Here is a 14094-nt window from a genome sequence, read left to right on the forward strand (position 1 = left end):
CGAACTCCGGGGCCGCCAGCGGCGCGCCGCCCTCGTTGTTGAGGCGTATATAGTCGCCACCCCTTCAAACTGTCAACGACCTAATTCCATCTTTTGCGAAATTTTTGCGACAAAATCCCCAAACCCTACAAAACCCTGCGGAAGCTTAACGAAAAAGCTTTGCGCCGGCTGAGAAGTCGGGCAAAACGCTGCAATCGCGGCGCGAAACCGGCACTCCGCATACAGCGAATGTGACGAAATCAGTCGATTCACGTCGCTCGAAGCATCCTTGTCGCCCCTGTTCGCGGCCTCGCGACGGCCCAGCCTGTGTTTCACCAGCGCTTCACGCACCGGCCCAGTAGGGCATCGCAGCCCGAAGCCCGATTCCCAGGCGCGTGCGCCCTGTCTTCGTGCCTCCCGTATGCGGCCTCTATATAGAGAGAGCGGAGATCATGACTTTCCGCAGCCTCTTATAGAGGGGCCGACATGCCTGCGCCGGCTCAAACCTAGGCGCGCGCCCTGCCCCCGTGCCTCCTGTATGCAGCTTCTATATAGAGAGGGCGGAGACGACGACTTTCCACAGTCTCTTATAGAGAGGCAGACATGCCCGCTCCGGCCGAGCCCTATTCCCGCCCCATTGCGGGAAGATGTCTGATTTGCCCCGATCCCAAGTGAGTCCAATGCGACGCATATGAAGAGAGGGCCATCGGGGCCGCTTTCGTGGGGCTTCGTTGACTTGCAGCGCCATGACAGGCAAATGTCTTGGCAACCAAAAGCACGCGGGCGCGAAGCGTCGGGGACATAGCCGTACTGGATGCAGGATACGGACCAGACCATAGCCGAGCTCGGCAATGAGCCGCCGCTTATCGCGGACGGTCGCGCAGGTCCTCCGGATCGACGCGAGGTCTCCGCGCGCTGGCTGTCGGGCACGTTCCTGACCGGCGTCACGTCGAGCGTGTTGATGGGCGTCGCCTTGTTTGCCGCGCTCGACGGCCGCGAACAGCTCGCCACCCCGCCCGAGATCGCCGAACTTGCCTCGCTTGCCGCCGGCGGCGATGCCGGACAGAAGGCCAAGACCACCCGGCTTGCGCCGCTGCGCCAGATCGCCAAGGCAAAAGATCGCCGGCGCATGGAAGTGTCGATGGTCACCAAGCAGGGCGACCGCGACGTCATCCGCACCATGCCCTTCGTCCAGATCAAGATGGCGCTGGCGGCGAACCATCCGACCACCCGCAGCTATCCGGCTTTCGACCCGCTGAAGGTGTTTGCCGAGGACGGCCCGGCGCAGCAGCCCGAACCGGCTGCCGCCACCGGCCAGATCTATGGCGTCAAGGTCGAGAGCGAGATGAGCCTCAAGACCGTCGACTTCCCGCTCGAGACAGCAAGCTTCGACGAAACCTCCGCGCTGTCCGCCAACGAGGTCGAAAAGGTGGTGCGCGACGCCGGCGGCGATCTGACCGAGGGCGACATCCAGGTCGCCTCGCTGCACTATGTCGATCCGCAGCGCTTCGGCGACGCCTTCGCCGACCAGACACTGGCCGGGTCCTACGGCATCAAGATCGTGCCGGAGAATGTCTCGGTGTCGTCGCGCGCCGATGTCGATCCCCAGACGCTGTCTTATGCCGAAGACATCATCGCCTTCGAGAAGGACCGCAAGATCGTCGACGCGCTCGGCGACTCCGGTTACGGCGGCGAAGACGCTCTCGGCATGGCCAAGGCCATTTCGCGGCTGCTCAACGCCACCGCACTCAAGGCCGGCACCGTCCTGCGCGTCGGGCTGGAGGTTCGCGGCGATGTCGGCAAGATCGTCCGCACCAGCGTCTACGACCGATCGCAGCACATCCTGACCATTGCGCTCGACGACCGCAACCAGTTCGTGCCCGGCGACGAACCGGAACCGAACCCCGAGATCGCCACCGCCTTCGACGACACGCCCACGGTTCCGACCACCTCGCGCGGCGCGCTGCCGACGGTCTATGACGGCATCTATCGCGCCGCCTTTTCCTACGGCATGTCGCAGGACATGACCAAGCAGCTGGTCCGGCTGTTGTCCTCCGACGTCGATTTCCAGTCGCGGCTCAATCCCTCCGACCGCATCGAGGTGTTCTTCTCGCAGCCCGACGGCGACGACAAGGCATCCGAGAACTCGCAGCTGCTCTACGTGTCGGCGAATTTCGGCGGCAACACGCGCAATTTCTACCGCTTCCAGATGGGCGATGGCGCCGTCGACTATTTCGACGAGGACGGCCGCAGCGCGCGCCAGTTCCTTTTGCGCAACCCGCTGCCCAACGGCAAGTTCCGCTCCGGCTTCGGCGGCCGCAAGCATCCGATCCTCGGTTATGTGAAGATGCACACCGGCGTCGACTGGGCAGCGCCCACCGGCACGCCGATCATCGCCTCGGGCAATGGCGTCGTCGAAAAGGCCGGCTGGGCCGGCGGTTACGGCAAGCAGACGATGATCCGCCACACCAACGGCTACGAGACCTCCTACAACCACCAGAGCCGCATCGCGCCCGGCGTCGTGCCCGGCGCGCGGGTCCGCCAGGGCCAGGTCATCGGCTATGTCGGCACGACCGGCCTGTCGACCGGCGCGCACCTGCACTATGAGCTGATCGTCAACGGCACCAAGGTCGATCCGATGCGCGTGCGCCTGCCCACCGGCCGCGTGCTGAAGGGCGACGAGCTAGAAGCCTTCAAGAACGAGCGCGAGCGCATCGACGACCTTTTGAAGGAAGACAATTCCGACGCCCTGAAGGTTGCCAGCACCGCCAAGGCCAGCGGCTAGCGCATCGGCGCGACTTGATCTGTGTGCGACGCATGCAACACGGTCGTTGAAGCTGCCCGCCGGATGCGCAGGGCGCTAATCCTTTTTCTTCCAGGACGGTTGGGTCAGCCAGGCAACTGCGGCGGCCAGAAAGCACATCGCAGCTGAAATCGCCGCGATGGCGACAAAGGCGCTGTTGGTCGCCGCCACCCGCAACGTCTCGGCCGCGGCGTCAAGCGACTGCGTGTTGAAGGCGCCGAACTCCGCCCCCGGCGCGGCATTGCCCAGCACTTTCGCGAACACGATGCCGGCAACCGCGCCAAGGGAGGCCACCGCCATCAGGCCGGCAGCGCGCGCCAGCGCGTTGTTGATGCCCGAGGCCAGGCCGGTGTCTTCCTCCGGTGTCGCCCGCATGACAGCCGCCGAAACAGGCGACACGACGATCGCCATGCCGAGGCCGTTGAGCAGCAGGATCGGGAACGTCACCTGCCACAGCATCATCAGCGGCATCGTCAGCGCGAGCCCGGTGTAGGACATCCCGACGATCGCAGCGCCCACGGTCAGCGGCCAGCGCGGCCCGATGGCGTCGGACAGCCTGCCCGAATAGCTCGACAGTCCGGCGATGAACAGCGAAAGCGGCAAGAACAGCAGGCTCGCCTCCCACTCCTGCGCGCCCCAGCCCGAGATCACGGTCATCGGCAGGAAGAACAGGATGGCGTTGAAGGCGAAGAACAGGATCAGCGTGTAGAGATTGGCGCCGGTGAAGGCACGCGAGGCGAACAGCTCGAGCTTGACCATCGGCGAGCGCGCCACTTTCTCCCACAAGACGAAGCCGATGAAGATCGCAGCGCCAATGGCGATCCACGCCCAGGGCGAAACCGCATTGTCGGCCGCCGGCAGGCCAAGGGCGGTCAGCCCCCAGGCCATCAGCCCGAGGCCGGTGGTGGCGAGGATGGCGCCCATGACGTCGAGCCGGCGCTTCGATGACGGCCGGTCGCGCGGCACCTTGGACAACAGCATGGAAAGCGCGACAAGACCGATCGGCACATTGATGGCGAAGATCAGCCGCCACATCCAGTCGGCCCCGAACGACAGCACCATGCCGCCGATGAACGGCCCCATGGCGGTTGTCAGCGACGAAAACGCCGCCCACTGGCCGATTGCCTTGCCGCGCGTCGCGGTCGGATAGGATTTGGCGATGATCGCCAGGCTGCCGGGCACCATCAGGGCCGCGCCGATGCCTTGGGCGGCCCGCATCAGGATCAGCATGTCGGCATCGACGGCGAGCGCGCAGGCCGCCGAAGTCACCATGAAGAGCGCAATGCCGGCGGCGAAGATGTTGCGGACGCCGAACACGTCGCCGGCCGCTCCGCCAAGCAGCACCAGCGCCGACAGGAACAGCATGTAGCTGTTGCTGATCCACTGGGCATCGACGAGCGATGCGCCGAGATCCTCGCGGATGACCGGCAGCGCCAACGACACCACCGAGCCGTCGATGAAGCCCATGCTCGACGCCAGGATCGCCGAGAAGAGCACGAACTTGCGCGCCTCGGGCGGACAGAAGACATGATTTGCAGCGGGCTTCGGGTTTGTCGTGTCGGCGATGTCCATCGGCCGAGACTATGTGGCGCGCCTGGCCCGGGGAAGCCACCACGACACCATTTTCGCGGAGCCACAGGCCTTTTGCCGCGCCGGGCGAAGCGTCCTCGACCTTTATGAAACCATTTGGTTGACTATCCCGCAATTCGGCGTATATTCAACCATACGGTAATCAATTTTCATCCCAGAAACTGAACACGTTGGCGAGCCCCTGCTCGCCAGACGAGGAGGATCGCATGCGCCGACTGATCGCGGGAATGAAAATCTCGATCGATGGCAGGATGGAAGGCCCCGAGGGTGCCGCGGACTGGGTGGCGGCGTGGTCGGACGACTATGGGCTGATCCCCGAGATCGATGCCTGCCTGCTCGGCGGCGGCATGTATCCGGGCTACGAGAACTACTGGACGGCGGTGCAGGCCGAGCCGGAAACGCCCGTGTGGATCACTGGCAATCCACCGACGCCGGCTGAACTCGAATGGGCGCGGTTCGCCGCGCGGACCCCGCACTATGTGCTTTCAGGCAGCTTGAGTTCAGCGCAATGGCCAAACACCAGTTTCATCCGCACCCTGGATGATGTCTCAGCCCTCAAGCAGCGTCCGGGCAAGGACATCTATCTCGTCGGCGGCGCGCGTTTGACGTCAAGCCTGCTCGACGCCGGCCTGGTCGACGAACTCAGGCTGATCGTCTACCCACTGATTGCCGGACCGGGCAAGATCCTGTTTGCCGAAGCGGGCGTGCGGCGGCAGCTGAACCTGACAGAAGTTCGTCAGATCAGCGACGGACGCGTCAGCCTGACCTACCGCTGCACTTGAGCGCCAGTTGGGCCGCCGGCTACTCGTTGACCAGATTGAGGATCAGCTGGTGGACGTTGCCGCCATCGCTCATCTCGACGCGGTCGAAATCACGGCTGCGCTGGCGCTGTGTCAGGGACAGCTCGGCCAGGCGCTTGGTCAGCTCGGTTCGGATCGTCTTGCAGCCGGGATCGGCAGGCGCGCTGAAACCAATGCTCATCTGCTCGATGGCCTTGACCATCTCCTTGATGTGGTCGCCGTGGACAAGCTCGTGCTTGTGCACTCCGGCGGCAAAGACATCCCAGTTCTTCTGCGTCGCAGCAGGCAGCTTTCCCGCCGGCTTGGGCAGCCGGTAGGTCACGATCAGCTTCGGCTTGGCCGTGACAAGGACGCATGAGCCATCCGGCTGCGGTTCGTATTTGCGCGTCCAGGTCAGCTTGAAATCGGTGTGCGCGATGACCCGCGTGCCAGTGCTGGCCTTGGGGCCCTTTTCGCCGATCGATGCGTACAGCTCCGGGCCGGTCTTTCCCGAAATCGAGTAGGGCTCGACCTTTTCCGCCGCCTGCCATTCGGCCAGCACGGGCCGCGACAGCAGCATCGCGACACCGGCCAGCATCAAAGGTCGAAAGAACTTCATGCGAATCCCCTGCAGCGTCGCGCGCTCTGGCAAGCTAATAGCGGCAGACGGCGGGTGAAGTCCAACCCGCCTGCAATCTGGCGCGGATCGAGGTTCAGCCGGCGTCAAATCCCGGGTGGTAGGCGACCTCGCCCTTCGGCGCCGGGCCAAAGGCCAGGCGTTGGAAATACTCAGGGGGAATATCGCCGTAGCGAAGGCCGGGATCGCTGGCAAAGCCGAAGCGGCCATAATAACCGGGATCGCCAAGCACCACGCAGCCCCCGGCGCCGCGCTGCTTGAGCCGCCCGAGCCCTTCGCGGATCAGCGCTTGGCCGATGCCCTTGGCCTGCCGGTCGGGCCACACCGACACCGGGCCCAGGCCATACCAGTCCGCATCCTTGCCGTTGATGGTCACCGGCGAAAAGGCGACGTGCCCGACGATTTGATCGCCCTCCACGGCAACCAGCGACACCGTCAGCGCACCGGCGTCGCGAAGTGCGTCGACAATCGCCGCCTCTGTCTGGCTTGAATGCGGCGCATTCTTGAACGCCGCCTGCGTCAACAGCCGGATGGTTTCGACGTCACCTGGCTGCTCGGGCCTTATTTTCATGCAAGGTCCTTCTTTCGGGTCCTGTCTGGCCCTTCAAAGCCAGCGCCTCAATTGCCAACCCGCGTCAAAGTGCCAAGCCCGTTGTCATCGAGAAACTCTATGGTCACCGCAGCCGACCTGCCATCCGGGCCAACGCTGAAACGTACCGCCGACGGCATCTCGGGCATTTCCGGGCTTGGGAACGTCAGGAAGATGTCACGGTCGAAATGCTGCAGCGGATAGGACTTCGCGCCATCCGGGCCGAGTTGCAGGACCAGTCCCCCTGCCCCCGCAACCACGTTGGCGTCGCCAACGAAGCTGCTTGAGTAGCGGCCGGCATAGGCTGCGATTTCCAAGGCGGGAGTAGGCGACGACGGCGGCTTGGCGTATGTCGCCTTGGCCGCGGCGATCGCCGGACCGAACAGCCCGGAATAAGCCGCATCCCAGGACGCGATCCAGTCCTTGCCGACTTTGCCATCGAAAACCATGTCGGCGAAGCTGTCGGACAGGCCTTCGGGCAAGCCTGTCGGAAACGCGTTGGTCAGAACGACGATGCCGAGATCGCTGTCCGGAAAAAGCGTGACCAGGCTGCGCGCCCCGACACTGAAAGCGCCGGCATGACCCCAGCTCAATCCGTGCCGGCCGAACTCGACGTTCCAGCCGAGCCCATAAAAGGAGTCGGCGCCGGTAACCGGGTTCTTGCCACGCGTCACCAACGGAACATGGGTCTGGGCTATCGCATCGGCGGCGATCAGCGTATTGCCGGCATAGACACCATTGCCAAGTTCCAGGCGCATCCATTCAGAAAGGTCCCGCGCCGTCGAGCTGACGCCGCCGGCCGGCGCCTGCGCGTCGGGGTCGCGTTCGACCTTCGCCACCCATTTTCCGTCAAGCTTGACGTGGATCGCTGCGCGATTTGCATGCTTGATGAAATCGGCATGGCGCGAGCTCGTCGCGGTCATGCCAAGCGGGCGATAGAGCTTCTCTTCGGCAACGTCTTCCCACGCCTTGCCGGCCTGCTTCGCCGCAGCGACCGCGCCCTCCGTCAAACCGAAATTGCTGTAGGAGTAACCTGACCGAAAACTGGAGGACGGCGACACCAGCCGCAGTCGCCGGAGGATCTCGGCGCGGTCGTAGCCAATATCCTCAAGATCGTCGCCAGCCGTACCCGGCAGCCCGCTGCGATGCGAAAACAGGTCGCGAACGGTAAGTTCGCTGGCCGGATAGGGATCGGCGAGGCGAAAGGCCGGGTCGAGATCGGCGATCCTGGCGTTCCACGAAACCAGTCCGTCGCTGACCAGCGCCGCGACGACAGTCGAAGACACCGGCTTGGACAGGGAGGCGATCTGGAAGACCGTTTCTGTGTCGGCAGGCTCGGGCTTGCCGGCCTCGCGCGTCCCAAAACCCTTGAGATAGACAACTTTGTCATCGTGGACGACGCCGATGGACAAGGCGGGCACATCGCCATCGGCGACAGCTGCCTCGGCCATTTGTTCGAGCGCCGCAAGCGCCGCCGCCATCCTGTCTGGCGAAATATCCTGCGCCGACGCCACTTCCGATGAAAGCACCATGGCAGGCGCAACGAGCCAGCGTTGCCAATCCCTGACGAAAGACCCTGCGGACGCTGTCATCACCCGTCTCCCTGCGCATCGTGGCCGGTCAGGCTACAGATTGACGCAAGGGAATCCAAGCTGGGCGATTGGGCTATTCGATGAACTCGACAGGCACCCCGGACTTGACGATCTTCGCCAGCTCGCGCGCGTCCCAGTTGGTCAGGCGCACGCAGCCATGGCTCTCGGTCTTGCCGATCTTCGACGGGTCGGGCGTGCCGTGAATGCCGTAGGTCGGCTTGTCGAGCGCGATCCAGACAGAACCGACCGGGCCGTTCGGCCCCGGCGGGATGGTCAGCACCTTGTCGTTTTCGCCCTGCTTGAAATTGAGCTTGGGATTGTAGGTGTAGTTGGGATCGAGCGCGACGCGCGACACCGCGTGGATGCCGGTTGGCGATGGCGTGTCGCTCGAGCCGATGGTCGCCGGATAGGCGGCCACCAGCTTGCCCGCCTCGTCATAGGCGCGAACCTGCTTCTGGCCCTTGTCGGCGATGATGCGTGCCACCTGCTTGTTCACCAGCTTGCCGAAATTGGCGACCTTGATGATGGTCCCCGGCCGGCTGAAATTGGCCTCCGGGTTGAGCGCCTTGAGGTAGTTCTCGTCCATGTGGAAACGCTCGGCCAGCATTTCCGGCACCGACGTGAAGGCCATCCGCTCGAGCTTGGCCTTTTCGCTGTAGTCGGCTGGCACCGAGGCGACGAACGGGCCGGCGGCGTCTTCCGGCGTGATCGTGTAGTTGCCGAAGGCGTCGCCACCGGTTGCGGCAAGGGCCTGACGGATACCCTCCGCATCGGTCGACTTGAGGCTTGTTCCGGTCAGTTCGTTGTAGGCGGCAAGCGCCTTGTCGACATTGGAGCCGAAGCGACCGTCGATGACGCCGGGCGATGCCCCGGCGCGGTCGAGCAGGATCTGCAGCGACGCCACGTCCTCGCGGCCCTTCACGGCAATCGACGGCTCAAGCGGCTTTTCGACGATTCGCGGGGTCTCGCCGATCGCAACCTGGTCGTCGGGTGTCGGCAACGGCTCGCGCGCGTCGCGGCGACCCGGCGCATCCGGAAAACCGTTGGGGTCGGAATTGTAATAGTCATCCGCATAGGGATCGGAGGACTGCGCCGGCGTGTCGTCGGAATAATAGTCGTCTGCGGGGCCAAGCAGGACGTCGCCCTGCTGGTAGTCCTGGCGAAGCTCCTGGCGGCGCTGTTCGCGGCGCAGCGCCTGACGGTTGAGGCGGCCTTCCGGCGGCTGCACGGCAACCACCCGGCCGGTATAGGGATCGACCAGCACGCGATTGCCATTGCCGTCGTAGAAGATTTCGAGGTCGCTGTTCTGAGCGAGTTGCAATTGCTTCGGCGCCTGCGCCTCGGTGCGCCGCACCGTGGCGGCGCTTCCAGGGGCGACCGATGCCCACGCCTGCGTCACGGACAGGCCACAAGCCAGCGTCGAAAGCACAATCGTCATGCGCAGCATGGTCGTCACAATTCTCCGGTCCTCGCTCGACTTGATGCGCGTCGGGCAGGTCACCGCCCCATCAAATCAACTATCTGCTAACCCTTCTAACATGAACAGGGCATGAAAATGACCGCAACTAGGCGCTCAAGCCGAGTTGTACGCGCGTTGATCTGGGCAGCTTCGCCGCGATAATTCGATGGCTTTCGCCGATGTAGTCCCTGAGCCCGTCATCATCCATGCTCTCGCCGGTCTGGTGCTGGATCCATTTCATGCCACGCGAGGCAAGATAGGGCGCGGGCCTGAGGCCAGGCTGTTCCTTGAGGATGTCGAAGGCCATCTCCGAGACCTTGAACGACACGGCAAACCCCTCGCCGTCAGTCCAGCCGCCGATGGCGAAAACCTTGCCGCCGACCTTCCAGACATGCGCGCCGCCCCACTGCACGACATGGGTCGTGTGCGGTAGCGAGGCGCAAAAGCCGTTGTATTCGTCGAGCGTCATGTCTCCCCCACGCGATCTGTCGACGCCAAGTGTGTCGACCCCCACTCCGCCGAGCTACGCTCGGCACCTCTCCCCCGTTCGACGGGGGAGAGGAAAACCCCAGGGCGTCTACGCGGCCCTACTATTTGAAATGCGCCCTCTCGGCTTCCGAGCGTCAGGCGGATCGCCGGCAAGGTACTTCCTCTCCCCCGTCGATCGGGGGAGAGGTGTCGAGGCGAGCCGAGACGGAGTGGGGGTCGAACGAATGCCGGGCTCGATGCCCGTCACCCCCACCCCGACGCTGTGCGCCGACCCTCCCCACAAGGGGGAGGGTAACGATTGCCCTTACGCCGCCTCTTCCGTCACCACGCTGGGCTTGGACCGGAAGTTCAGCCGGTCCGAACCCGCCGTCACCTTGACGGTCGAGCCGTCGAGGATCTCGCCGCCGAGGATCTTCTCGGCCAGCGGGTCCTGCAGTTCCTTCTGCATGACGCGCTTGAGGGGACGGGCGCCATAGGCCGGATCATAGCCCTTGTGCGCCAGCCACTCGATCGCATCGGGCGCGAGGTCGAGCACGATCTTGCGGTCGGCCAGAAGCTTCTCGAGCCGCTGGAGCTGGATCGCCACGATCTTGCCCATGTCCTGCTCGCGCAGGCGGTGGAACAGCACGATCTCGTCGATACGGTTGAGGAACTCCGGCCGGAACGCCGCCTTGACCGCGCCCATGACCTCGTCGCGGACCAGATCGACATCCTCGTTTTCGCCCAGCGCCACCAGATATTCGGCGCCGAGGTTCGACGTCATGATGATCAGCGTATTGCGGAAGTCGACCGTGCGGCCCTGGCCGTCGGTCAGGCGGCCGTCGTCCAGCACCTGCAAGAGCACGTTGAAGACATCCGGATGCGCCTTCTCGACCTCGTCGAACAGCACGACCTGATAGGGCCTGCGGCGAACGGCTTCGGTCAGCGTGCCGCCTTCCTCATAGCCGACATAGCCGGGAGGCGCGCCGATCAGCCGGGCAACGGAGTGCTTCTCCATGAACTCCGACATGTCGATGCGGACCATCGCGTGCTCGTCGTCGAACAGGTAATCGGCCAATGCCTTGGTGAGCTCGGTCTTGCCGACGCCCGTCGGCCCGAGGAACATGAACGAGCCGATCGGCCGGTTCGGATCCTGCAGGCCGGCGCGCGCACGCCTGACAGCCTTGGACACGGCCTGCACGGCCTCGCCCTGGCCGACGACGCGGACACCCAGTTCGTCTTCCATGCGCAACAGCTTCTCGCGCTCGCCTTCCAGCATCTTGTCGACCGGAATGCCGGTCCAGCGCGAAACGATGTGGGCGACATGGTCGGGCGTGACGGTCTCTTCGACCATCGTGCCGCGTCCTTCGAGCGCTTCGGCTTCGACCAGCTTTTTTTCCAGTTCGGGAATGCGGCCATAGGCAAGCTCGCCCGCCTTCTGGAACTCGCCCTTGCGCTGGGCAATCGCCAGTTCGTTGCGCGCTTCTTCGAGCTTGCCCTTGAGATCGGCGGCAAGCCCGAGCTTTTCCTTCTCGGCCATCCACTGGCTGGTCACGCGTGTCGACTCTTCCTCAAGCCCAGCCAGCTCCTTCTCCAGCCTTTCCAGCCGGTCGCGGGACGCTTCGTCCTTTTCGAGCTTCAACGCCTCGCGCTCGATCTTCAGCTGCATGATGCGGCGGTCGATCTCGTCGAGCGCCTCGGGCTTGGAGTCGATCTGCATGCGCAGCCGCGAGCCGGCCTCATCGACCAGGTCGATGGCCTTGTCGGGCAGGAAACGGTCGGTGATGTAGCGGTTCGACAGCGTCGCCGCCGAAACCAGCGCCGAGTCCGAGATGCGGACCTTGTGATGCTGCTCGTATTTCTCCTTCAGGCCGCGCAGGATCGAGATGGTGTCTTCGACCGTCGGCTCCTCGACGAAAACCGGCTGGAAGCGGCGGGCGAGAGCCGGATCCTTCTCGACATGCTTGCGGTACTCGTCGAGCGTGGTCGCGCCGACGCAGTGCAGTTCGCCGCGCGCCAGCGCGGGCTTGAGCAGGTTGGACGCATCCATCGCGCCGTCGGCCTTGCCGGCACCGACAAGCGTATGCATCTCGTCGATGAACAGGATGATGCCGCCGGCAGCCGAGGTGACTTCGGAGAGCACGGCCTTCAGCCGCTCCTCGAATTCGCCGCGATACTTGGCACCGGCGATCAGCGCGCCCATGTCGAGCGCCATCAACTGCTTGTCCTTCAGGCTTTCCGGCACGTCGCCATTGACGATGCGCAGCGCAAGGCCCTCGGCAATCGCCGTCTTGCCGACGCCGGGTTCACCGATCAGCACGGGATTGTTCTTGGTGCGCCGCGACAGCACCTGGATGGTGCGGCGGATTTCGTCGTCACGGCCGATGACCGGATCGAGCTTGCCCGCACGGGCGTCGGCGGTCAGGTCGCGCGCGTACTTCTTCAAGGCGTCATAGCCCTGCTCGGCGCTCGCCGAGTCGGCGGTGCGGCCCTTGCGGATTTCGTTGATGGCGGCATTCAGTGCCTGCGCCGTCACGCCCGCCTTGGCGAGGATGTCGGAGGTCTTCGCCGTCTTCTCGACGGCCAGCGCCGTCAGCAGGCGCTCGACGGTGACGAAGCTGTCGCCGGCTTTCTTGGCCAGTTCCTCGGCGGTCGCGAGCACCTTGGCGAGCGGCTGCGCAAGGTAGAGCTGGCCATTGGCGCCCTCGACCTTGGGCATCGCCTTGAGCGCTGCCTCGACGGCAAGGCGCACCTGGCCGGCATCACCACCGGCGCGCTCGATCAGCGAAGAGGCGAGCCCTTCGTCATCGTCGATCAGCACCTTCAGGATGTGCTCTGGCGTGAACTGCTGGTGATTGTTGGAGAGGGCGTAGGACTGGGCGGACTGGATGAAGCCGCGCACGCGCTCGGAGTACTTCTCAAGATTCATTCGTTGTCTCCATTCCTTAGCCGGCCCGCTTTGCGGCACCGGTTTGGCTCAAGGTGACGGGTCCGCCCGATCGGGCCGGACCCTTGGGCGTGAATATGGGAAGTAGGGCGCTGTCCCTCAAGGAGTATTGATCGAGATCAAAAAACAAAAAGACGGCGGGGATTTCTCCCCGCCGTCCAGCATTTCAAATGTCACGCCGGGCGGCGCGGTCAGCCTTCGACGACTGCCATGCCGGCTTCGGGCGCCTCGGCCTCGCCTTGCGGCTCAGTTGCGGCGCGCTCTCCGCGGCGCGGGCGACGTGCCCGGCGCGGCGCGGCGACAACTTCGCCCTCGGCCGGGGCCTCGGCTACGACAGCTTCCGCCGCAACAGCTTGGGGCTGCGCCGCTTCGGGTTCGACGGCGTTGACCTGGACAGTTGCCTCGACCTGCTGGTCTGGCTGGCGACGCTCGGGACGGCGGCCTTCCGGGCGCGGACGGCGTTCGCGGCGGCCTTCACGCGGCTGGCCTTCGCCGGCAGCCTCTGGATTGAGTGCTATCTCGGCGGGCGTGCCTTCGATTTCCGGCTGCGGACCGCTGCCGTTGACGACGGGCTGCGGCTGATTCGTGACCTGCTGGGCCTGCGCTTCGGAGAAGTTCCCGCCCTGCTCGTCGTCGCGCTCGTCGTCCATGTCGGAGTCGAAGTCGTCGCGATTCTGCTGCTGCTGCTGGACCGGCATCTGCGCCATGGCGGCGGCAATGATGCGATTGTAGTGCTCGGCGTGCTGCAGATAGTTCTCGGCCATCACGCGATCGCCGGAGCTTTGCGCATCGCGCGCCAGCGTGGCGTATTTTTCGGCGATCTGCTGCGCGGATCCTCGGATCTTTACGTCCGGACCGTTGCTCTCGTAGTTACGCGTGAGCGGGTTCGGTCCCTTGCGGTTGTTGTTGTTATTATTGTTATTATTGTTGTTATTGTTGTTATTACGACCGCGCATGCGCCTATTCTGCTGTTGTGGCCTCATCAGATTCTCTTCGTGTTGAAATCTTGGTCCAAACGGCCGCCCAATCTGGGCCAGCTCGTTCGTGTTCTTCCGCCGATGTCCGCCCGCAATCGATGCGCTGGCGCCACATGTCGTCCTTTGTCGGTTACATATCTGCCGGACGATCCCCGCACGAAGCTAGAGCGTCGTCTACGCAAGAAGGCAGCAAGTTTCCTAGGGGAAACCGAACGTTTACAGTACTGCCTGCTTCGTCTCATCCGGTCGCCCGGAACCTAGCGGCATTCATTAT

Annotated in this window: 10 protein-coding genes; 2 read left to right on the forward strand and 8 right to left on the reverse strand. The window is 64.3% G+C overall.

All coding sequences use genetic code 11. From position 1 onward, the window contains the following. Positions 1-793: 793 nt before the first annotated feature. Positions 794-2764, forward strand: coding sequence for a M23 family metallopeptidase (locus tag PCJ21_RS09345; protein WP_269931130.1), 1971 nt, complete (start codon positions 794-796; stop codon positions 2762-2764). Positions 2765-2839: 75 nt separating this feature from the next. Here PCJ21_RS09345 and PCJ21_RS09350 read toward each other — a convergent pair whose 3' ends face one another. Beyond that, positions 2840-4354, reverse strand: a complete 1515-nt coding sequence (locus PCJ21_RS09350; protein WP_269931131.1) for an MFS transporter — start codon at positions 4352-4354, stop codon at positions 2840-2842. A 224-nt stretch (positions 4355-4578) separates the two neighbouring features. On the opposite strand from PCJ21_RS09350, the gene PCJ21_RS09355 reads away from it, so the two are divergent. Continuing rightward, the gene (locus PCJ21_RS09355; protein ID WP_269931132.1) at positions 4579-5154 is read left to right on the forward strand and encodes a dihydrofolate reductase family protein; all 576 of its coding nucleotides are present in this window, start codon (positions 4579-4581) and stop codon (positions 5152-5154) included. A gap of 19 nt (positions 5155-5173) precedes the next feature. On the opposite strand, the gene PCJ21_RS09360 is transcribed toward PCJ21_RS09355, so the two are convergent. The 7 genes from PCJ21_RS09360 to PCJ21_RS09390 form a co-directional block, all read right to left on the reverse strand. Then, on the reverse strand, positions 5174-5770 hold the full coding sequence (locus tag PCJ21_RS09360) for a DUF922 domain-containing Zn-dependent protease (RefSeq protein ID WP_269931133.1): 597 nt from the start codon (positions 5768-5770) through the stop codon (positions 5174-5176). A 94-nt stretch (positions 5771-5864) separates the two neighbouring features. Beyond that, the gene (locus PCJ21_RS09365) at positions 5865-6359 is read right to left on the reverse strand and encodes a GNAT family N-acetyltransferase (protein ID WP_269931134.1); all 495 of its coding nucleotides are present in this window, start codon (positions 6357-6359) and stop codon (positions 5865-5867) included. Positions 6360-6406: 47 nt separating this feature from the next. Continuing rightward, positions 6407-7909: a serine hydrolase gene (locus PCJ21_RS09370; RefSeq protein WP_269931504.1), complete on the reverse strand. Its 1503-nt coding sequence runs from the start codon at positions 7907-7909 to the stop codon at positions 6407-6409. Positions 7910-8042: 133 nt separating this feature from the next. Continuing rightward, entirely contained in the window at positions 8043-9416 is a 1374-nt protein-coding gene (locus PCJ21_RS09375) for a L,D-transpeptidase family protein (RefSeq protein ID WP_269931505.1), read from the reverse strand. Between the two features lie 118 nt (positions 9417-9534). Continuing rightward, positions 9535-9897, reverse strand: a complete 363-nt coding sequence (locus PCJ21_RS09380) for an MmcQ/YjbR family DNA-binding protein (RefSeq protein WP_269931135.1) — start codon at positions 9895-9897, stop codon at positions 9535-9537. Between the two features lie 324 nt (positions 9898-10221). Beyond that, positions 10222-12825 (reverse strand): ATP-dependent chaperone ClpB, encoded by a 2604-nt coding sequence (gene clpB / locus PCJ21_RS09385; RefSeq protein WP_269931136.1) that lies wholly within the window; start codon positions 12823-12825, stop codon positions 10222-10224. Between the two features lie 209 nt (positions 12826-13034). Further along, entirely contained in the window at positions 13035-13826 is a 792-nt protein-coding gene (locus PCJ21_RS09390) for a DUF4167 domain-containing protein (protein WP_269931137.1), read from the reverse strand. Between the last annotated feature and the right edge of the window lie 268 nt (positions 13827-14094).

Origin of the sequence: Aminobacter sp. HY435 (assembly GCF_027568395.1) — a bacterium.
In the GTDB taxonomy this organism is placed as follows: Bacteria; Pseudomonadota; Alphaproteobacteria; order Rhizobiales; family Rhizobiaceae; genus Aminobacter.

Excerpts from the sequence above, each read along its gene's own strand:
- PCJ21_RS09370 (WP_269931504.1), bottom strand. The coding sequence starts at position 7,909 with ATGGTGCTTTCATCGGAAGTGGCGTCGGCGCAGGATATTTCGCCAGAC.
- clpB (WP_269931136.1), bottom strand. The coding sequence starts at position 12,825 with ATGAATCTTGAGAAGTACTCCGAGCGCGTGCGCGGCTTCATCCAGTCC.
- PCJ21_RS09365 (WP_269931134.1), bottom strand. The coding sequence starts at position 6,359 with ATGAAAATAAGGCCCGAGCAGCCAGGTGACGTCGAAACCATCCGGCTG.
- PCJ21_RS09345 (WP_269931130.1), top strand. The coding sequence starts at position 794 with ATGCAGGATACGGACCAGACCATAGCCGAGCTCGGCAATGAGCCGCCG.
- PCJ21_RS09360 (WP_269931133.1), bottom strand. The coding sequence starts at position 5,770 with ATGAAGTTCTTTCGACCTTTGATGCTGGCCGGTGTCGCGATGCTGCTG.
- PCJ21_RS09355 (WP_269931132.1), top strand. The coding sequence starts at position 4,579 with ATGCGCCGACTGATCGCGGGAATGAAAATCTCGATCGATGGCAGGATG.
- PCJ21_RS09380 (WP_269931135.1), bottom strand. The coding sequence starts at position 9,897 with ATGACGCTCGACGAATACAACGGCTTTTGCGCCTCGCTACCGCACACG.
- PCJ21_RS09390 (WP_269931137.1), bottom strand. The coding sequence starts at position 13,826 with ATGAGGCCACAACAGCAGAATAGGCGCATGCGCGGTCGTAATAACAAC.
- PCJ21_RS09350 (WP_269931131.1), bottom strand. The coding sequence starts at position 4,354 with ATGGACATCGCCGACACGACAAACCCGAAGCCCGCTGCAAATCATGTC.
- PCJ21_RS09375 (WP_269931505.1), bottom strand. The coding sequence starts at position 9,416 with ATGCTGCGCATGACGATTGTGCTTTCGACGCTGGCTTGTGGCCTGTCC.